Here is a 20,540-nt window from a genome sequence, read left to right on the forward strand (position 1 = left end):
CGCGCGTGCGCGCGAGCCCGCGCGCGCTCTGCGCCGGGGGCGGGCCGCGGCGTCGAAACTCTCCCGCTCCCGCGGGGGGGGGGGCCGCGGGGGCCCCCCCCCCCCGCCCCCCCCCCCCCTCCCGTCGTGGTTCAGGCCCCGGGCGTGGGCCGCGGGCCCGGGCGGCGCCGGCGCACCACGGCCGGCTCCTCGGCGGCGTCCGGCTTCGGCGTCCGGTCGACCAGGGCCGCCAGCGCCGCGATCGTCGGGTGCTCGAAGCAGGCGCTCAGCGGCAGTTCGACCCCGAGGTCGCGGTGGATCTCGGCGAGCATCCGGATCGCCGCCAGCGAGTGGCCGCCGAGGACGAAGAAGTCGTCCTCGATCCCGATCCGCCCGGTCTCGAACAGCTGCTGCCAGATCGCGGCCAGCGCCCGTTCGGTGGCGGTGCCCGGCGGGGTGCGGTGGCCCTCGGCGCCCTCCTCCGGCGGGACCCGCAGCGCCTTGCGGTCGGTCTTGCCGGAGGGCAGCGTGGGCATCGCGCCGAGCACCACGAACCGGGCCGGCGTCAGGGCCCGGGGCAGCGAGCGGGTGCAGTGCGCCCGCAGTTCGGCCGGGGTGGGCCGGGCGGCCGGGTCGGCCGGGTCCGCCGGGGAGACGAAGGCGACCAGACGCGGCCCGGAGACCGCCGAACGGTCCACCACCACGGCCGCGTTGGCGACCTTGCGGTGCGCCCCGAGGACGGACTCGATCTCGCCGAGCTCGATCCGCACCCCGCGGATCTTCACCTGCCCGTCGCCGCGGCCCAGGTAGTGCAGCTCGCCGTCGGCCGTCCACCGGGCCAGGTCGCCGGTGCGGTACATCCGCTCGCCGGGCGCGCCGTACGGGCAGGGCAGGAAGCGGTCCGCGGTGAGGTCGGGGCGGCCCAGGTAGCCGCGGGCCAGGCTCGCCCCGGCGAGGTACAGCTCGCCGGTGACGCCCGGCGGGACGGGGCGCAGCGCCGCGTCCAGGACGAACAGCCGGGAGTCGGTGATCGGTTCGCCGAGCGGCGGCGCGGCCTCCGGGCGCAGCGGGCCGGACAGGGTGCCGAGCACGGTGGTCTCGGTCGGCCCGTAGGCGTTGTGCAGCCGGTGCTCGCGCCCCCACTGGGCCACCAGCTCGGGGCCGATCGCCTCGCCGCCGCTGACGATCGCGCGCAGCGCGGGGTAGTCGCGGGCGGGCAGGGCGGCCAGCGCCGTCGGGGTCAGCACGGCGTGGCTGATCCGCCGCTGTCCGAGCAGGACGGCCAGCTCCTCGCCGAGCACCGGGTGCGGGGGCGCCACCACCAGGACGGCCCGGGACCGGAAGGCCATCAGGAGTTCCATCACGTACATGTCGAAGGTGGGGGACACCTGCTGGAGCATCCGGGGCTGCTCGCCGCCCGCCGCCGCGGCGGCCGTCTCGGGCAGCAGGACGGCGCGGTGCAGCTGCTCGGCGAGCGGGGCCAGCCCGGCGTGGGTGACCACGACGCCCTTGGGCTGCCCGGTGGACCCGGAGGTGTACAGCACGTACGCGGCGTTCGCCGGGTGCACCGGAGCGGTGGCCGGGCGCTCGCCGGAGCGCTCGCCGAGCGCGTCCAGCAGGTCGGGGTCGTCCAGCAGCAGGGCCGGCGGGGCGTCGGCCGGCAGTGCGGCGGCGCCGTCCTCGTCGGTGACCACCAGCGCGGCCCCGGCGTTCGCGAGGATGAAGGACAGCCGCTCGACCGGGAACCGGACGTCCAGCGGCAGGAAGGCGCCGCCCGCCTTGGCGACCGCCAGCACGGCGAGCACCAGCTCCCCGCTGCGGGGCAGCGCGAGGGCGACGGTGCTCTCCGGTCCGACGCCGCGGGCGAGCAGTTCGGCGGCCAGCCGGTTGGCCTGCTCGTCCAGCTCGGCGTAGCTCAGGGTGAGGTCGTCGGTCTCCAGCGCGGGGGCGTCCGGCGCGGCCGCCACCGCCTGCTCGAACAGCTCGGCGAAGGTGGCCGCGCCGGGCCCGGGCAGGCCGGTGCTCCAGCTGCCGAGGACGGCCTCGCGCTCGCCGGGGAGCAGCAGCTCCCAGTGCGAGAGCGGCAGGTCGGGCTGCGCGGTGGCGGTCTCCAGGGCGAGCAGCAGCCGCTGGGCCAGGGCGGCCCCGGCGGCCTCGTCGAAGAGGTCGGCGCTGACCGTGAGCACGCCGCCGATGGTCGCGCGGGCGCGGTCCTCGGTCAGTTCCACGGTGATGTCGAACGGGGTGGCGGGGGTGCCGAGGTCGAAGGGCTCGGTGGGCAGTCCGCCGAGCGCCGGGACCGGCTCGGGCTCGCCGTTGAGGCTGGCCATCACCTGGAACAGCGGGTTGCGGCCGTGCCGGCGGGGCGGGTTGAGGGCGGTGACGATCTCGTCGAAGGGCAGGTCCATGTGGTCGTGCGCGGCCAGGTTGGTCTCCCGCACCCGGGCGATCAGGGTGCGGAAGCTCGGGTCGCCGGAGGTGTCGGCACGCAGTACGGCGGTGTTGATGAAGCAGCCGATCAGGTCGTCCAGCGCCTGGTCGGAGCGCCCCGCGGTGGGGGTGCCGAGCGGGATGTCGGTGCCGGCGCCGAGGCGGGTGAGCATCGCGGCGAGCGCGGCCTGGAGCACGATGAAGACGCTGGCGCCGTGCTCGTGGGCGGCGGCGGTGATCCGCCGGTACAGCTCGGGGCCGGCCTCCACCCGGGTGGGCAGGCCGCGGAAGGTCGGCGCGGCCGGGCGCGGGCGCGCCCCGGGCAGGGCGAGCTCCTCGGGGAGCCCGGCCAGGGTCTTGGTCCAGAACTCCAGGCTCCGGCCGAAGGGGCTGCCCGGATCCTCGGCCCGGCCCAGCTGCTGCGCCTGCCAGAGCGCGAAGTCGGCGTACTGGATGGGGAGTTCGTGCCAGCCGGGGGCCCGGCCGGCGGCCCGGGCGGTGTAGGCGGTGGCCAGGTCGCGGCAGAGCGGGGCGAGCGAGAGGCCGTCGCAGGCGATGTGGTGGACGTCCACCAGCAGCACGTGGGAGCGCGGGCCGGTGCTGAACACGTGCAGCCGCAGCGGGACTTCGGTGGTCAGGTCGAACGGGGTCTCCAGGGCGTCCCGCAGGGCCTGCTGGAGGCCGTTCGGGTGGATGGCGCTCGCCCGGACCACCTCGGCGACGGCCTCGGGCGGCTGCACCGACTGGCGCGGCGCGCCCGCGTCGGCGGGGAAGACCGTCCGCAGGATCTCGTGCCGGCGGCCGAGGTCCGCGGCGGCGGCGGCGAGCACGGCGAGGTCCAGCTCGCCCTCGATCCGCACCGCCAACGGCATGTGGTAGAAGGCCTGTTGCTGCCCCAGCCGGTTGACGATCCAGATCCCGCGCTGGGCCATCGACAGCGGCAGCAGCTCGGGCCGGGGCCCGGTGGCGGCCGGGATCGCACTGCGGGCGGAGGTCTCGGCGGGGGCGGCGGCGGCCTCGTCCAGCAGCTTGGCCAGGTCGGCGAGGACCGGGGTCTTGAGGACGTGGCGGACGGACAGCTTGACCGACCACTGCCGGCGGATCCGGGCGACCAGCCGGGTGGCCAGCAGCGAGTCCCCGCCGTCGCGCAGGAAGTCGGTGTCCCGGCCGACCTGCTCGGTGCCCAGCAGCCGGGACCAGATCGCGGCCAGCGCCCGCTCGGTGGCGGTCGCGGGGGCGGCGGAGCCGTCGGTGGCCGGCCGGGCGCCCGCGGCCCGCTGCGGCGCCTCGACGGCGTCCTCGATCCGGCCGTCGGCCAGCACCCGGGCCCGGCGCCCGCTCGGCTCACCGGCCAGCAGCAGCTCGCCGTACACCCCGGTGGGCGCCCGGTTGCCGTAGCGGTCGCGGACCTCCGCCTCGGCGCCGTCCGCCTCGGCGGGGCCGTGGGCGCCCAGCGCCACCGCGCCGACGCTCGCCGCGCCCTCGGCCAGGAAGGCCTCCAGCAGGACCAGGTAGTCGGCGGCGAGCCGCTCCACCGTCTCCCGCTCGAACAGGTCGGTGGCGTAGTCGAAGGTAAAGCCGACCTCGTCCGCGGTGTAGCTCACCGCGAGCTCCAGGTCGAACTTGGCGGAGTCGTTGCGCATCTCGACGATCTCCACCGCCAGGCCCGGCAGCTGCGGCGGCGGCACCACCTGGTTGACGCTGCACATCACCTGGAACACCGGGTTGCGGGACGGGTCCCGGACCACGCCGAGCGCCTCCACCACCCGGTCGAACGGGACGTTCTGGTTCGACAGCGCCTCCGCCGCCACCGTCCGCACCTGGCCGAGCAGTTGGCGCAGGGTCGGATCGCCGGCGAGGTCCACCGGCACGGCCAGGGTGTTGGCGAAGTAGCCGATCACCGGCTCCCACTCGGCCTGCGGCCGGTTGGCCACCGGCACCCCGACGACCACCCGCTCCTCGCCGTTGTAGCGGTGCAGCAGCGCGGCGAGCACCGTCACCGCGGTGGCGAACAGCGAGGCCTCGTGCCCGGCGCCCCAGGCGGCCAGCCGGCGCTGGAGGTCGGCCGGGACGGGCACCGTGACGCTGGCGCCCTCGCCGCTGAGCAGCACCGGCCTCGGCAGGTCGGCCGGGATCCCGGCCTCCTCCGGCAGCCGGGCCAACTGCTCGCGCCAGAACGCCAGCTGGCCGCGGTAGAGCTCCACCGTGGCCGGCTCGGCCTCCCAGGCCGAGTAGTCGGCGTAGCGCACCGGCAGCGGCGCCAGGCCGGCCGCCGGGCCGCCGACCCGTTCGGTGTAGCAGGCGCCCAGCTCCTGGAAGAACAGCCCCTCCGACCAGCCGTCGGTGATCGCGTGGTGCATGGTGACGGCGAGGTGGTGGACCGGCGCCGCCCCTTCCGTACCGGAGCGGATCAGCTTCGCCCGGAACAGCGGCCGGCCGGCCAGGGCGAACGGGAGCCGGCTCTCCTCCTCGATCAGCGCGACCACGGCCGGCTCGCCGAGCTCGGTCAGGTCCCGCTGCTCCCACGGCAGTTCGTCCGGATCGAGGAGCAGCTGGAAGACCTCGTCCTCGTCGCCGGCGAAGGTGGTGCGCAGCCCCTCGTGCCGGGCCACCAGGTCGCCGACGGCCAGCCGCAGCGCCCCGGTGTCGAGCTCGCCGACCAGCCGGAGCCGGAACGGGACGTTGTAGGTGCTGTTGGGGCCGTTCAGCTGCTCCAGGAACCAGAGCCGCTTCTGCGCCAGCGACGCGGGCTCCCGCCCGTCGCCCTGGCGGGGGGCCGGGACGGCGGCGGTCGCGGGGGCGGCGGCGGAGCCCGCCTCCTCCGCCAGCGCCTGGGCGAAGACGGCGTCCAGCGTGGCGCGGCCGACCGCGTCGGTGTCGTTCACGAGACCTTCCTGGCCTTCCTGGTCGTGGGGGCGTACGGGTGCCGGGCACTGCGGTCCGACGAGGGGTCAGGCGGCGGCGGGGGCCGGGGCGGCGAGCTCGGTGGGGATGCCGGTGGCCCTGCGGACCGGGGAGAGCGCCAGCAGGACGGCGGCGATGCCGATGCCGCCGGCGCAGACCACGATCGCCCACTGGGTGCCCAGCCAGGTGCCGAGCCCGCCGCCGGCCATGGCGCCGAACGGCGTGCCGGCCATCACGATCATCCGGGTGGAGGCGTTCATCCGGCCCTGCATGGCGTCCGGGGTGATCGCCGAGCGGTAGCTGCGGATGTTGACGGCGCTGGCGATCACCAGCACGGCGTAGGCGACCTGGACGAACATCAGCATCGCGAAGGCGACGGCGGTGGGCATCACCGTCGCGGCGGGGATGACCAGTTCGACGCCGGTCATCGCCACGGTGCACCAGACCACCATCCGGCCGAAGGGCAGCAGCTTGCCCAGCCGGGCCGCGAACAGGGCGCCCATCAGCGAGCCCACGCCGGTGCCGGCCAGCAGTGCGCCGACCAGGATGCCGGGCAGGTCCAGGGTGCGGGTGATGAACACCAGGAACACCGGGTCGATCGCGATGGCGGAGAAGTTGATCAGGAAGGTGACCAGCACCAGGGTGCGCAGGGTCGCGTTGCCGAAGATGAAGGAGAGGCCCTCGCCGATCTCCTTCCACATCGAGGACGGCGGGCCGTCGGCCGGGCGCTCCGGCACCGGCTCCTTCTTGCGGATGCGCAGGGTGCAGGCCGCCGCCAGCCCGAAGGCGAAGACGTTGACCATGATGACCACCGGGCCGGTGAGCAGCTGCACCAGCAGGCCGCCGAAGGTCCGGCCGCCGATGTTGGAGACCGAACTGCTCATCTCCAGCTTGCTGTTGCCCTCGACCAGGTCCTCGCGCTCGACCAGGGCGGGCAGGATGGAGGCGTTGCCGATGTCCGAGACGGTGCTGCAGGCGCCGGTGCCGAACACCACCACCAGCAGCAGCGGGACGCTCAGCAGGTCCGCCCAGGACAGCAGCGGGACGGAGAGCAGGATCAGCGAGCGGACGGCGTCCGCCGCCACGATGATCATCTTCTTCGGCCGCCGGTCCAGCCAGACCCCGACGAACAGGCTGATCAGCAGGTAGGGCAGGAACTCGGTGGCCAGCAGCAGGCCCATCTGGAACACCGAGGCGCCCAGGCTGACCGCGGCGATCAGCGGGACGGCCACCGCCACCATGTTGGTGCCCAGCATGGAGAGCGTCTGGCCGGCCCAGAGTCTGCGGAAGTCCGCGTGGTCCCACAGTCCGTTGAGCTTCATGCCGCGGGTCCTTCCGAGGTCATCGCGCGGCCCATCAGGTCCAGCAGCGGTTGCGGGGCGGCGAGGAAGGCGTGGTGGCCGCCGTCCAGGAGGTGCGCGTGGTGCCGGGCCGCCGGGACGTACCGGCTCCAGCCGCCGAGCTGTTCCGGGCGGATCTCCACGTCGTGCTGCCAGCCGACCGCGTGCACGGCGCAGCCGAGCGGCTCGGGGGCGTCCAGCCGGTAGCGGCGCTGGGCGGCGAGGTCCTCCTCCAGCACGTCCAGGGCCACGTCGAGGAAGTCCGGGTCCATCCTGGTCCCGGCCGCCTCGGCGAGGACGTTCAGCTCGACCGCGAGGTCGTCCCGCTCCAGCCACAGCCAGCGGCCGAACGGGTCCTCGTCGGGGGCGAGTTGGGAGGACATGAAGAGCGCGGTCAGCTCCTTGCCGTGGACCCGCTCCAGTTCGAGCGCGGTGGCGAAGGCGGAGAGCGCGCCGCCGCAGTGCCCGAAGAAGCCGGTCGGGCGGTCCACCAGCGGGGCCAGCGCCGCGGCGGCGGCGGTGGCCAGGTTCTGGTAGGTGACCGGGTGCGGCTCGCGCAGGCGGTTCTCCCGCGCGGGCAGCTGCACCAGGCACACCTCGACCTCGCCGATCCGCTCGGGCCAGGCGCGGTACATCGACGCGCCGGTGCCCGAGTACGGGAAGAGGAAGATCCGTGCCGGGGCGTCCTCGGATGGGGGGCGGAACAGCCATTTGCCCGCGTCGGTCTGCATGGCGCCGTGAACTCCTTGTTCCCGTCGATTCGGTGGTGGGGCGGTGGTGCCGGGGGTGGTGCCGGTCAGCCGCCGAGCGCGGCGGCGCCGAGGACGTCCGCGACGGCCCGTACGTGCGGCTGCCGGACCAGGCCGTAGTGGTCGGTGTCGAGGCGGTGCAGCCGGAACCCGCCGGCCACCACCGCGCGCCAGGCCTCGGCGCTGCCCAGGGCCCGGCCGTCCCGGCTCTCCAGGTAGACCACGTCGCCGGGGTGGCGGCGCGGCCGGTAGGCGTGGTGCGCCCGCAGGTTGGCGGCGAAGACGCGGTGGCGCGCCTGCCAGGCCTCGCTGCCGGACTCGTCCGGCGGGGCGCCGGTGAGGGCCAGGGTGTCCTGGAGCAGCGCCTCGGTGGTCCGGTCGTCGTCCAGTGCGTCGAGCTGTCCGGGCGCGGGGAAGGCGGCGTCGACCATGCAGAGCGTCACCTCCCGCCCGGCCGCGGTCAGCAGGCCCGCGGCCTCGAAGGCCAGCACCGCGCCGAAGGACCAGCCCGCCAGGTGGACCGGCCCGGCCGGGTGGTCCCGGACGATCCGGGCCACGGCGGCCGCGGCCATCTCCTCGACGGTGCTCCCGACCGGCTCGGCGCAGTCCAGCCCGGACACGGCCAGCCGCGGGTCGAGGGCGCCGGCCAGGGCCAGGTAGCCCAGCGCGCTGCCGCCGACCGGGGGGAACAGCCACAGCGGCTCGGCGGGGCCGGGGCGCAGCGCCAGCACCTCCCAGCCATTCCCGGCCGCGGCCGGTGCGGGCGCGGTCAGCAGGGCCGCCAGGCGTTCCACCGTGTCGTGGGTGAACAGCTCGGCGACGCCCAGCCGGCGGTCGAAGTCCCGGCGCAGCCGCCCGATCAGCCGGACGGCGGCCAGCGAGTGCCCGCCGACCTGGAAGAAGCCCTCGTCGGCGCCGAAGTCCGCGGTGCCCAGCACGTCCGTCCAGGCGGCCGCGACCAGGGCCTCGGCCGGGTCGAGCGGACGGGCGGGCGCGGCGCTGCGGGCGGCCCGGCCGGGGGCCGGCAGCCGCTTGCGGTCGACCTTGCCGCTGACGGTCAGCGGCAGCTCGGCGAGCGGCTCCCAGAGCGCGGGCACCATGTGCCCGGGCAGCAGGCGCTCGGCGTGCCGGCGCAGCTCCCCGGCCGGCAGCTCGGCGCCGGGCCGGGCGGTGTAGTAGCCGATCAGCCGCTCGCCGTCGAAGGTGACCGCGGCCGAGCCGCAGTCCGGGTGCGCGGACAGCACGGCCTCGACCTCGCCGGGCTCGACCCGCATGCCGCGGACCTTCACCTGGGCGTCGCCGCGCCCCAGGTACTCGATCGCGCCGTCCGGGCGGCGCCGGGCGAGGTCCCCGGTGCGGTAGAGGCGTTCGGCGGTGCCGTCCGGCCAGGTGTGCTCGACGAAGCGCTCGGCGGTGAGGTCCGGGCGGCCGTGGTAGCCGTCGGCCAGGCCGACACCGCCGATGTGCAGCTCGCCGGTGACGCCGACCGGGACGGGGTGGCCGGCCGGGTCGAGCAGGTGGATCCGGGTGTTGGCGATCGGCCGGCCGATCGGCACGGTGTCCGCGTCCTCGCGCACGCAGTGCCAGTACGTCACGTCGACGGCCGCCTCGGTGGGGCCGTACAGGTTCGCCAGGGCGGCCTTGGAGCGGTCCAGGAAGTCCCGCTGGAGTTCGGCCGGCAGCGCCTCGCCGCTGCACACGACCTGGCGCAGCGCGGTGGCGGCGGACAGGTCGGCGGCGTCCAGGAAGGCCCGCAGCATCGAGGGGACGAAGTGCGCCACGGTGACGGACTGCCGGGCCAGCACCTGTTCGAGGTAGCCCGGGTCCCAGTGGCCGCCGGGCTCGGCGACGACCAGCGCGGCGCCCTCGCGCAGCGGCCAGAAGAACTCCCAGACCGAGACGTCGAAGGTGTACGGCGTCTTCTGCAGCACCCGGTCCTCGGCGGTCAGCCGGAACTCCTCCTGCATCCAGTCCAGCCGGTTGGCGATCGCCCGGTGGGAGACCACCACGGCCTTGGGGCGGCCGGTGGAGCCGGAGGTGTGGATGACGTACGCCGGGTCGCCGGGCCGCACCTCGACCTCGGGGGGCGCGGCGCCGGGCGCGAGGTCGTCCGGGACGAACTCGACCCGGACGTCGGGCAGTTCGAAGCCCTCGGTGCCGGCGGCGGTGAGCACCACCCGGCAGCCGGACTCGGCCAGCAGGGCGGCGGTGCGCCCGGCCGGGTCGGCCGGGTCCAGCGGGACGTACGCGCCGCCGGCCTTGAGCACGGCGAGCAGCGAGACCACCAGCTCCGGGGAGCGCTCCTGGACGATCCCGACGTGGTCGCCGGGCCGGACGCCGAGGGCGGCCAGCCGGTGCGCCAGGGCGTCGGCCCGGCCGTCCAGTTCGGCGTAGTCCAGCACCCGGTCGCGGAACAGCACAGCGGGGGCCTCGGGCCGCTCGGCGGCCCGGCGGGTGATCGCCTCGTGCAGCAGGTGCGGGCCGGGGCGGTCGCGCTCCGTCCGGTTCCACCCGTCCAGTTCGGCGAGTTCGGCCGGGGCCAGCAGCGGGGTGGCGGTGGGGGAGGCGGCCGGGTCGGCCAGCATGGCCCGGAGCACGGCCACGTGGTAGCCGAAGTACCGGTCGGCGTCGGCCGCGGCGATCCGGTCGGCGTCGTAGCGCAGGCCGAGGCCGATCAGGTCGGTCGAGGTGTCGCGGTAGAACTCCGAGCCGAGCAGGAAGTCGGTGGGGGTGTGGCTGTACTCGTCCAGCACCTCCACCCCGTCGGTCGGGACGTCCGACTCGTTGCGGAAGTGGGTGTAGTTGAAGAAGGTCTCGAAGGAGGCCGCGCCGGCCACCCGGCCGCGCAGCTCCGGCATCGGGAAGCGGCGGTGCGGCTGGATCGCGAGGTCCGTGGCGGCGACCTGCCGGATCAGCGCGGACCAGCTCTCGGCGGCCACCCGGCAGCGCACCGGGAGGGTGTTCAGGAACAGCCCGACCACCCGGTCCCCGTCCGGCTCGGCGATCCGGCCGTTGTAGACCGCGCCGGAGACCACGTCCTCGGAGCCGGTCAGCAGTGCGATCACCCGCAGGTGCGCGGTGAGCAGCACGATCCGCACCGGGACCTGCAGGCGGGCGGCCAGCACGCCGAGCCCGGCGGACAGTTCGGCGGGCAGCTCGCGCGGCACCACCGTCATGTCCGGTACGCCGGTGCCCGGGGCGGCCGGCACGGAGCCGAGCGCCAGGCCGTCCAGCTGCGCCTGCCAGAAGGCGAGTTGCTGCGGGTCGCGGACGGCGGCGCGCTCCAGGGCGACGAAGGAGCGGTAGTGGGCGCGGGGCGGCGGCGGCAGGGCGGCCGGGCCGTCGGCGAGCGCGGCGAGGTAGAGCGAGAGCAGCTCGCCGAACAGGATCCGCTCGCTCCAGCCGTCGATCACGGCGTGGTGGACCACCGTCCACAGCTGGACCTCGTCCTCGGCCAGCCGGGCGAGGTGGTAGCGGATCAGCGGCGGGCGCTCCCAGTCGAAGAGGTCGCGGCCCTCCCAGTCGGTGCGCTGGTCGATCAGGGCCCGCTGCTCCGCCTCCGGCAGCCCGCGCAGGTCCTCGAAGCTGACCGGCGGGTGGGCGATCCGGGCGTGCACCACCTGGAGCGGTTCGGTGAAGCCGCCGGGCGCGAAGGAGGTGCGCAACAGCTCGTGGCGCTCCAGCAGTCGGGCGACGGCGGTGCGCCAGGCCGCGGCGGAGAAGGCCACCCGCAGCCGGCTCACCAGCACGTCGTGGTACATCGCGGTGTGCGCCTGCTGGCCGCTGCGGTAGAGCATGCCGGACTGCAGGGCGGTCAGCGGGTACGCGGCGACGGCGTCGGCGGGCAGCCGGGGCCGGTCCTCGGCCGCCACCAGGTCGAACGGTCCGGTGGCGGGCGTGCCGGCGCCGGCGGGCTCGGTGGCCCGCACCAGCGGGGCCAGCTCGCGCACGGTCTGGTTGCGGAGCAGGTCGCGGACCCGGAAGCCGAGGCCGCGGGCGCCGGCCCGGGCGACGATCTGCACGCTGCTGATGGAGTCGCCGCCGAGCTCGAAGAAGTTGTCGTCGATGCCGACGGCGGGGCGGCCCAGCACCTCGGCCCAGACCTCGGTGAGCACCCGCTCGGTCTCGTCGCGCGGGGCGGTGTCGGCGGGGGCGGCCTCGGGCTGAGCGGAGGCGGCCTCGGCAGTGTCGGCGGCCTCGTTCTCGGTGTTGATCCCGGTGAAATCGCTTGCGGGAGAGGCGAGTTCGGCGGCTGCCGACACGGTGTCGGAGCCGAGGAAGTCGGTCAGCGGGCGGTCCGGCTGCTCGGCGGCCAGCTCCAGCACCCGGGCGTAGCGGGCGCCGAAGTCGGCGATCCACCCGGGCGAGAAGCGGTCGGCCCGGTACTCGAACTCGGCGACCGCGCCGTCCGGGGTGCGGTTGACCTGGAGGGCGAGCTGGTACTTGGCGGTGACCGACGGCACCTCGACCGGCCGGAACTCCAACTCCCCGGCCCGGACCGGCTCGAAGAAGTCCTCGCCGACGGTGAAGGCGACCTGGAAGACCGGCGAGTGGTCCTGGTGCCGGGTCGGCCGGACGTCCTTGACCACCGTCTCGAAGGGCACCGCCTGGAGGTCCTGGGCGCGCAGCACGGCGGTGCGCACCCGTTCCACCAACTCGCGGAAGGTGCGCGGGCCGTCGAGGTCGGTGCGGACCGCGACCATGTTGACGAAGCAGCCGACGGTCCGCTGGAACTCGGTCCGGCTGCGGTTGAGCGCGGGGGTGCCCACGATGACGTCGCGCAGGCCGGTGCGGTCGGCGAGCAGCAGGTCGTAGGCCGCCAGCAGGACGGTGAACAGCGTGGTGCGCTGCTCGGTCGCGAGCGCGGCGAGCCGTTCGACGGCCGGGCCGGGCAGCGGGAGGTCGGCGGTGCCGCCGGGGGCGGTGGCGGCGGCCTCCCGGTCGGCGGCGGTGGTGCGGCCGGTGGCGCGGTGGGTCGGCCGGACGTCCCCCGGCAGTTCCAGCACGGGGAGTTCGCCGGCGAGCAGTTCGACCCAGGCGCGCCGGGCGCGTTCGCCGGCCGGGCTCTCCAGCCACTCGTCGTGCCAGAGCGAGTAGTCGCCGTACTGGTACTCGACCTCGGGCAGGTCGGGCTCGGTGCCGGTGGTGAACGCCCGGTAGTGGGCGATCAGTTCGTCGCGCACCAGCTTGGCCGACCAGCCGTCGAAGACGGCGTGGTGGCAGCAGAGCGCCACCACGTGGCTGCCGTCGGCGCAGCTGAGCACACCGGCCCGGACCAGCGGGCCGCGTTCCAGGTCGAAGGGGGCGCGGGCGGCGTGCGCCATCCGCTGTTCGCGCTCCTCCGCGTCCCGGCAGGTGGCCAGGCGCCATTCCAGCCTGGGTTCCGGATGGACGACCTGGAGGAGTCCCTGTTCGTGAATGCGGAAAGTGGTGCGCAGTGCCTCGTGCCGTGCGAGCACGGCGGTCACGGCATTCCGGAGTGCACGGATGTCGACCGGTCCCCGGACTTCCCAGAAGCACGGGATGTGAAAGGTCGGTGCGTCACCCACGGTCTGCTGTGCGAGGAAGAGTTGCTCCTGGACCTTCGACGCCGGGAACGGATCCTCGTCCGCGGCGTCCGATTGGGCGGGGAACTCGCTGTCCACGGCTCGTAGACGCCCTTTCCTCCTGGGTATGGAGACACCTCCGCGTCCCCCAGGAACGTCAGCATACAGGCGGGAAATGGCTCGGCAAGGGGCAAGATCTTGCCTCGCCCGTAAGGGATTTGACCTCTGTCATGATCGCATCGAGTAGGGTAGTCTCGCGGCATCTTGCAGTGATGAGAGCGGGGGATCAACCCATGCCCGAGCGTGTCGTTCCGATCTCGCCGCAACAGCGCAGGCTGTGGCTCCTGCACAGCCTGCATCCGCGGCTCCCGCTCTACAACGGCCCGGTGGCGCACGAGATCAGGGGGGGACTCGATGTCCCCGCACTGGAACAGTCAATCCGTGCACTGATATCCCGGCACGCCGCGCTGCGGACCGGATTTTCCGTGGTCGACGACCAGCCCGTGCAAGTGGTCGTGGACCACCTGGAGTTCAGCCTTCCCGTGCACGACCTGAGGGGGGACCCCGATTCCCTCCGGGCCCGGGTGCGGGAGGCCGCCGCGGAGCCGTTCGACCTGGAGCGCCCCGGAGTCTTCGACTTCCGACTGTTCCGGTCGGCGGACGCGGAGTGGACGCTGCTCCTGAACCTGCACCACATCGTCACCGACGGCTGGTCGAACGCGGTGATCGCCGCCGAGATCGGCCGCGGCTACGCGGAGGTGCTGGCCGGGCGCCCGCCGGTCGCGGGGGAGGCCGGGCACGACTACGCCGAGTACGGCGCCGCGCTGGCCCGGCGGCTCGCCGACGGCCTGGCGGAGCGCCAACTCTCCTACTGGGCCGAGCACCTGGCCGGCGCCCCCGACCTGCTGCGACTCCCGCTGGACCGGCCCCGGCCGGCCCGCCAGCGGTTCCGCGGCGAACTGCTGGACTTCGCGCTGGACGCCGGCCTCGCCGAGCGGGTGCGGCAGACCGCGGCCCGGCACCGCACCACCGACTACGTGGTGCTGCTGGCCGCCTTCACCCTGCTGATGCACGCCTACAGCGGGGAGCGCGACGTGGTGGTGGGCGCTCCCGTCACCAACCGGGACGACTCCGACCTCGACGAGACGATCGGATTCTTCGTCAACATCCTTCCGCTGCGCAGCCGGAGCCGGCGCGGGGAGAGCTTCTCGGAGTATCTCCAACGCTGCCGTGCCACCTTCATCGGGGGATTCCGCAACCAGTCGGTGCCTTTCGACGAAATCGTCAAGGTGACGGACAGTCAGGGTGCGGTCAGCCACTCGCCGCTGGTTCAGGCGGTATTCGGATACCACCAGGAGTCCCCGGCCCCCCTCCCGCTGGAGGGCCTGCGGACGAGCCGCTGGAACGTCCCGACCGGATTCGTCCAGACCGACCTGGAGTTCGACCTCGCACGAGCCGCGGACGGTTCCGTGGCCGGTGTCATCGCCTATGACAGCGACCTGTTCGACGAAGCCACCGTCGCCCGGCTCGGTGCGAATTACCGCGCCCTGCTGGAGGGGGCGTTGGCCGATCCGCAGGCACCGCTGGCCCGTATCGAACTGCGTTCCGCGGCGGAAATCCGGCTCGACCGGGAGGTGAACGGAACCACCGCCGAGTTCCCGGCCGACGCCTGCCTGCACGAGCTGTTCGAGGCGCAGGCGGCGCGCACCCCGGACGACGTCGCGGTGGTCTCCGAAACGGCCCGGCTCAGCTACCGCGAGCTGGACGAGCGGGCCGAGGCGCTCGCCCGGGAGCTGCGGGTGCGCGGCGTCGGCCCCGAGCACGCGGTCGGCATCTGCCTGGAGCGCTCGGCGGAGACGGTGGTGGGGCTGCTCGGCATCCTCAAGGCCGGCGGCGCCTACCTGCCGCTGGACCCGGCCAGCCCGCCGGCCCGGATCCGGCAGATCCTGGCCGACGCGGGCGCTCCGGTGCTGCTGGCGGCGCGGGCCCTGGCCGAGGAGGTCGACGCGGCCTCGGTCGGCGCGGTGACCGTCGACCCGGTGGACCTCGACCTCGCAGACCTCGACCTCGCGGCGGTGCCCGGCGCCCCGGCCGGAGGCCCCCGTCCGCACCCCGAGAACCTGGTCTCCGTCTACTACACCTCCGGCTCCACCGGCATGCCCAAGGGCGTGGCCAGCCGGCACCGCGGCTGGGTCAACCGGATGGTCTGGATGCAGCGCAAGCACCGGCTGGCCCGGGGCGAGACGGTGCTCCACAAGACCACGCTGACCTTCGACGACGCCGCCCTGGAGATCTTCTGGCCGCTCTCGGTCGGCGGCCGGGTGGCCGTGCTCGAACCGGGCCGCCACCGGGACCCGGTGGCGGTGCTGGAGGCCGCCACCCGGTACGAGTCGGTGTACCTCCAGGTCGTCCCGAGCATGCTGAACGCGGTGCTCGACCTGGTGGAGCAGGTGCCCGAGCGGGTGCCGCCGCTGCTGCGCAACACCACCTCCAGCGGGGAGGCGCTCACCCCGTCGACGGTCGAGCGCTTCCACCGGCTGATGCCGGGCGCGCTGCACAACACCTGGGGCGCCACCGAGGTGTCCATCGACTCGACCTGCCACACCTGCGGCCCGGCCGACGGCAGCGCCACCGGAGCGGTCAACCTGGGCCGCCCGTTCGACAACAACACCGTGCACGTGCTGGACGACGAACTGCGGCCGGTGCCGGTCGGCGTGGTCGGCGACCTCTACATCGGCGGCCTCGGCCTGGCCCGCGGCTACCTCAACGACCCGGCCCGCACCGCCGGCGCCTTCCTGCCCGACCCGTTCCGCCCCGGCGAGCGGCTCTACCGCACCGGCGACCAGGGCCTGCTGCACCCCGACGGCGGCTTCCGCTTCGTCGGGCGCAGCGACCACCAGGTCAAGATCCGCGGCATGCGGGTCGAACTCGGCGAGATCGAGACGGCGCTGCTCGGCCATCCGCAGGTGAAGGAGGCCGTGGTGGTGATCGCGGCGCAGGGCCCGGCGCAGCGGCTGGTGGCCTTCGTCACCGCCGTCGACCCGGCCGACCCGCCGACCCTCGACGCGGTCCGCGAGCACGCCAAGGAGTGGCTGCCGCAGTACATGATCCCCGCTCAGCTGGTGGTCGAGCGGGCCTTCCCGCTGAACGCCAACGGCAAGGTGGACCGCAAGGCGCTCACGGTGCCCGAGCCGCCGGCCGGTTCGCAGGCCTCCGGCGGCGAGGCGCCGCGCACGCCCTCCGAGCAGTTCGTCGCCGGGGTGTGGCGGGAACTGCTCGGCGTCGAGCGGATCGGCGCCGAGGACGGCTTCTTCATGCTCGGCGGGCACTCGCTGATCGCCACCCGGTTCACCGCGCGGGTGCGCCAACGGCTCGGTGTGGAGTTCCCGCTGGTCACGCTCTACTCGGAGCCGACGGTCCGGGCCACGGCGCGGACGCTGGAGGAGCTGGTCGCGGAGAAGCTGGCCGCCGGTGCGAAGTCCGCCGACGCGCAGCCGCCCACGGAGGCGCAGGCGCAGCCCGCCGGGGCCGAGCGGTGAGCGGCGGCTGGGACGCCGTGGTGGTGGGCGCCCGGGTCGCGGGCGCCGCCACCGCCCTGCTGCTGGCCCGGGCCGGCCGCAAGGTGCTGCTGATCGACCGGGCCGCCTTCCCCTCGGACACCATGTCCACCCTGTTCATCCACCAGCCGGGCGTGGCCAAGCTCTCCGAGTGGGGCGTCCTCCCGGCACTGCTGGACTCCGGCTGCCCGGTGCTGGACACCATCAGCTACGAGGTCGGCGGCGTCCGGCTGGCCGCCCCGGCGCCGGTGATGCCGGGTGCCCCGGCCGCCTTCGCCCCGCGCCGCCAGGTGCTGGACCAGCTGCTGGTCGACGCGGCCGTCAAGGCGGGCGTCGAGTTCGTCGACCGGGCCAACCTCCAGGAGCTGGTGCACTCCGACGGCCGGGTCACCGGCGTCCGCTTCCGTACCGCCACCGGTGTGCGCACCGAGTACGCCCGGCTGGTGGTCGGGGCCGACGGCATGCGCTCCCGGGTGGCCCAACTCGTGGACGCGCCAATGGAAGTGAGCGACCCGCGGGCCAGCTGCGTCTACTACACCGCCTGGACGGGGATCAGCACCGGCTTCGGCTTCCACGAGAGCCCCGGCAACTGGATCGTCCGGATCCCCACCCACGACGACATCACCCTGATCTCCACCTACTTCCCGCAGGACCGCTTCGCCGAGGTCAAGCAGGACCCGTTCCGCCACCACCTGGCGGCCGTCCGCTCCACCGCGCCCGAGCTGTACCAGCAGGTCGCCGAGGCCGACCAGGTCGAGGCGATCATCGGCACCGGCGACCAGCAGAACTACTTCCGCCGCGGGCACGGCCCCGGCTGGGTGCTGGTCGGCGACGCCGGGCACCACCTGGACACCATCAGCGCCCGCGGCATCACCAACGCCCTGCTCCAGGCCGCCTTCCTGGCCGAGGAGCTGGCGGTGGGGACGGCCGACCCGGTCCGGCTGGACGCCGCGCTCGCCCGGTTCACCCGCCGCCGGGACGAGGAGCTGACCGAGCCGTACCAGAGCACCCTGGAGCTGGCCAGGCTCACCGTGACGCCGTCCCGGCTGGAGATGCTGCGCACCATCGCGGCCTCGCCCGAGCTGACCGGCCGCTACTTCGCCGTCGTCGCGGGCATGCTCGGCATCGACGAACTCTTCGACGACGACGCGCTGTTCGACGACTTCGACGACTTCGACGACGAAGACCAGTTCTGACCCCCTTTATCAGGAGGAACCGCATGAGTCCCGCTCCACTCTCGCTCTGGGGCGGCGAGTCCCACCCGCCCTGCCTGCTGGCCGCGTTCGAGGAGCAGGCCCTCGCCACGCCCGGCGCGACCGCCGTGGTCGACGGCGAGCTCAGCCTCACCTACGGCGAGCTGCTGGCCCGGGTCAAGGGCATCGCCGACGGCCTGGCCGCCGCCGGGATAGGCCCGGAGGACCGGGTCGCCGTCACCGGCCGGCGTAGCGCCGCCGTGGTGGCCGCGCTGCTGGGCACGATGTGGGCGGGCGCCACCTACCTCCCGCTGGACAGCGAGTACCCGGCGGCGCGGCTGGCCCACATGCTCAAGGACAGCGGCGCCGGCCTGGTGCTGTACGCGGACGCGCCGCCGGAGTTCGAGGTGCCGGTGCCCGCCCTGCCGATCGCCGGCCTGCCGACCGCCGGCACGGCCGCGAAGGTGGACTGCCGCCCCGAGCTGTGGACGTACATCATCTACACCTCCGGCTCCACCGGCCTGCCCAAGGGCGTGTCCGTGCCGCACAGCTGCCTGGACGTGATGGCCGACTGGCAGCGCAGCCACTCCGTCCGCCGGGACCTGCGCACCGGCCAGTTCGCCCCGCTCAACTTCGACGTCTCCTTCCAGGAGGTGCTCGGCACCCTGTGCGGCGGCGGCACGCTCGTGGTGGTGCCGGAGGAGCTGCGGCAGGACCCCTTCGAACTGCTGGAGTGGCTGGGGGAGAACCGGATCGAGCGGCTCTTCCTGCCGTACGTCGCCCTGCAGATGCTCGCCGTGGCGGCGGCCGAGGAGGAGTCGCTGGAGCACCTGGCGCTCGCCGAGGTCAACGCGGCCGGCGAGCAGCTGGTCTGCACCCCGGACATCCGCGAGCTGTTCGCCCGGCTGCCGGGGTGTCGGCTGAACAACCACTACGGGCAGAGCGAGTCGGCGATGGTGACGGCCCACACCCTGACCGGCCCCAGCGCATCCTGGCCCGCGCTGCCGCCGATCGGCGTGCCGCTGCCGGGCTGCGAGCTGCTGATCGACCCGCTGGACGCGGCCGAGCCGAACGTGGGCGAACTGCTGGTGGCCGGCGCGCCCTTGTCGCCCGGCTACCTCAACCAGCCGGAGCTGAACGCCAAGCGCTTCGTCACCGTCGACCCGACCCCGCAGGGGCACACCGCGGCCTTCCGCACCGGCGACCTGGTCCGGCTGGAGGACGGCGCCGTGACCTTCCTGGCCCGCCGGGACAAGGACGTCAAGATCCGCGGCTACCGGGTCAACCTGCTGGAGATCGAGGTACGGCTGCTGGACCTGCCGACCGTCTCCGCCGCGGTCTGCGTCGCCCTCGACGACGGCCAGGGCTCCCGCTCCCTGCACTGCGCGGTGACCGTGGACGCCGGCGCCGAGCCGCTGGACGGGGACCGGGCGGCGGACGAGCTGCGCCGCACCCTGCCGGACCCGTACATCCCGCGCTCCTTCACCACGGTGGCCGCGCTGCCGCGCACCCACAGCGGCAAGGTCGACCGCGACGCGGTGGCCCGCACGCTCGCCGAGCGGCACTGAACGTCCGACCGAGAGGAGGGGCCGTCCTGCGCTGGACGGCTCCTCCCCGGTGCCGTGACACGAGTTCCCTCAGCGGCCGGTCTCAGCCCGCGCACCTCGGCCACGTGATGGCATGGCCCTCCGGCGTGACGAGGATCCCGAAGGCCTCCAGCCCCGGGGACAGCTCGGAAGGCTGCCGGCGTCTCCGGGCACCGCCCGCTGCACGCCTTGGTGCTCGGATACGCCTCGTACGGTGCGTCGGCGCCCCGGGCGAGGGAGATGCTGGCGGCTGCCCAGGAACACGTGCGCGGCCGCGACTACGCGGCAGCACGGTCCTGGCTCGCCGCCCGAGAGGCCGAGGAATGCGCTGCTGCCGAGGACCGGGAAGGCGCCGTTCGGGCACTCGACCGCGCCGAGACAGCATTTGACTACGCCGACCCTGCAACCGCCCCGGCGTGGACGTCCTTCTACGGACGAGCCAGGCTTGGCTCCATGCGGGTTGCTACGTACGCCCGGCTGCGGCACCAGGGTCTTGGCTCCGCTGCAGACCAGACGCTGGCCGACCTCGGTGAGGACGACCGCAAGGTTCGTGTGGCCATCCTCGGCGACGTCGCATCCGGATACCTGACGTCCGGCAACGTGGACCAGGCCGTCAGCCTCGGCCGCCGGGCCCTCGCAGCCACGATCGAGAGCGAGACGACCAAGGGACACGTTCGCCTGTCCGCCCTCGCCGACCGGCTTCCAGGGACGGTGGCGGCCCGAGAACTCCGAGAAGAGATCCAGGCCGCCCTCGCGTAGCCACTCAGTCGGTGCGCGTCTCCGTGTTCACCCAGTCCAGGTAGGCGGTCGAGCCAGTGACCACCGGTACGCCGATGATCTCCGGGGTGTCGTAGCTGTGGTTCTCGCCGATGAACTCGGCCAGCCTGTCGGCGAGATCCGAGCGGGTCTTGAGATCGACCCGCCACTCCTCCGCGTCCTGCACCTCGCCGTCCCACCAGTACACCGACCGCACGGGGTACACCTGCGCGCAGGCCGCCAGACGCTCGCGGACCACCATGGCAGCCAGCTCCCGGGCCTTGTTCTCGGCATCGTGGGTGGTCGACACCACGATGAAGTCACGGTTCGTCATGCGGTGAACGGTACCCAGTTCCAGCCGCATCGCCCCTGGATCGTGCGTCGAGGTCCGGGCCGGGGGGCGCCCGGGGGGGCCCCCCCCCCGCCCGGGGGGGGGGGGGCCGGGGGGGGGGCGGGGGGGGGGGGCGGGGGGGGGGGCGGCCCGGGGGGACCGCGGCGAC

At 74.4% G+C, this 20,540-nt stretch carries 9 protein-coding genes; 4 read left to right on the plus strand and 5 right to left on the minus strand.

Translation table 11 applies throughout. The features are described from left to right. Positions 1 to 131: 131 nt before the first annotated feature. The 4 genes from ACFWXO_RS38500 to ACFWXO_RS38515 all read right to left on the minus strand — a co-directional run bounded on the left by ACFWXO_RS38500 (position 132) and on the right by ACFWXO_RS38515 (position 13,047). The gene (locus tag ACFWXO_RS38500) at positions 132 to 5,294 is read right to left on the minus strand and encodes an amino acid adenylation domain-containing protein (protein ID WP_380530103.1); all 5,163 of its coding nucleotides are present in this window, start codon (positions 5,292 to 5,294) and stop codon (positions 132 to 134) included. Between the two features lie 66 nt (positions 5,295 to 5,360). Next, the gene (locus ACFWXO_RS38505; protein ID WP_380530106.1) at positions 5,361 to 6,635 is read right to left on the minus strand and encodes an MFS transporter; all 1,275 of its coding nucleotides are present in this window, start codon (positions 6,633 to 6,635) and stop codon (positions 5,361 to 5,363) included. Further along, on the minus strand, positions 6,632 to 7,384 hold the full coding sequence (locus ACFWXO_RS38510; protein WP_380530108.1) for a thioesterase II family protein: 753 nt from the start codon (positions 7,382 to 7,384) through the stop codon (positions 6,632 to 6,634). The genes ACFWXO_RS38505 and ACFWXO_RS38510 overlap by 4 nt, the downstream gene beginning before the upstream one ends. 65 nt (positions 7,385 to 7,449) lie before the next feature. After that, entirely contained in the window at positions 7,450 to 13,047 is a 5,598-nt protein-coding gene (locus ACFWXO_RS38515; protein ID WP_380530111.1) for an amino acid adenylation domain-containing protein, read from the minus strand. Positions 13,048 to 13,241: 194 nt separating this feature from the next. Here ACFWXO_RS38515 and ACFWXO_RS38520 point away from each other — a divergent pair, with 194 nt between their 5' ends. The 4 genes from ACFWXO_RS38520 (at position 13,242) to ACFWXO_RS38535 (ending at position 20,043) form a co-directional block, all read left to right on the plus strand. Further along, positions 13,242 to 16,487: an amino acid adenylation domain-containing protein gene (locus ACFWXO_RS38520; protein ID WP_380530113.1), complete on the plus strand. Its 3,246-nt coding sequence runs from the start codon at positions 13,242 to 13,244 to the stop codon at positions 16,485 to 16,487. Beyond that, on the plus strand, positions 16,484 to 17,701 hold the full coding sequence (locus ACFWXO_RS38525) for an NAD(P)/FAD-dependent oxidoreductase (RefSeq protein WP_380530116.1): 1,218 nt from the start codon (positions 16,484 to 16,486) through the stop codon (positions 17,699 to 17,701). Before ACFWXO_RS38520 ends, ACFWXO_RS38525 begins: the two co-directional genes overlap by 4 nt. A 23-nt stretch (positions 17,702 to 17,724) precedes the next feature. Continuing rightward, the gene (locus tag ACFWXO_RS38530) at positions 17,725 to 19,266 is read left to right on the plus strand and encodes an AMP-binding protein (protein ID WP_380530119.1); all 1,542 of its coding nucleotides are present in this window, start codon (positions 17,725 to 17,727) and stop codon (positions 19,264 to 19,266) included. Between the two features lie 471 nt (positions 19,267 to 19,737). Continuing rightward, positions 19,738 to 20,043, plus strand: a complete 306-nt coding sequence (locus ACFWXO_RS38535) for a hypothetical protein (RefSeq protein ID WP_380530122.1) — start codon at positions 19,738 to 19,740, stop codon at positions 20,041 to 20,043. 4 nt (positions 20,044 to 20,047) lie between these two features. Here ACFWXO_RS38535 and cutA read toward each other — a convergent pair whose 3' ends face one another. Continuing rightward, positions 20,048 to 20,374: a divalent-cation tolerance protein CutA gene (gene cutA, locus ACFWXO_RS38540; protein WP_380530125.1), complete on the minus strand. Its 327-nt coding sequence runs from the start codon at positions 20,372 to 20,374 to the stop codon at positions 20,048 to 20,050. Positions 20,375 to 20,540 lie beyond the last annotated feature (166 nt).

This window comes from Kitasatospora sp. NPDC059088 (assembly GCF_042738155.1).
GTDB lineage: Bacteria > Actinomycetota > Actinomycetes > Streptomycetales > Streptomycetaceae > Kitasatospora.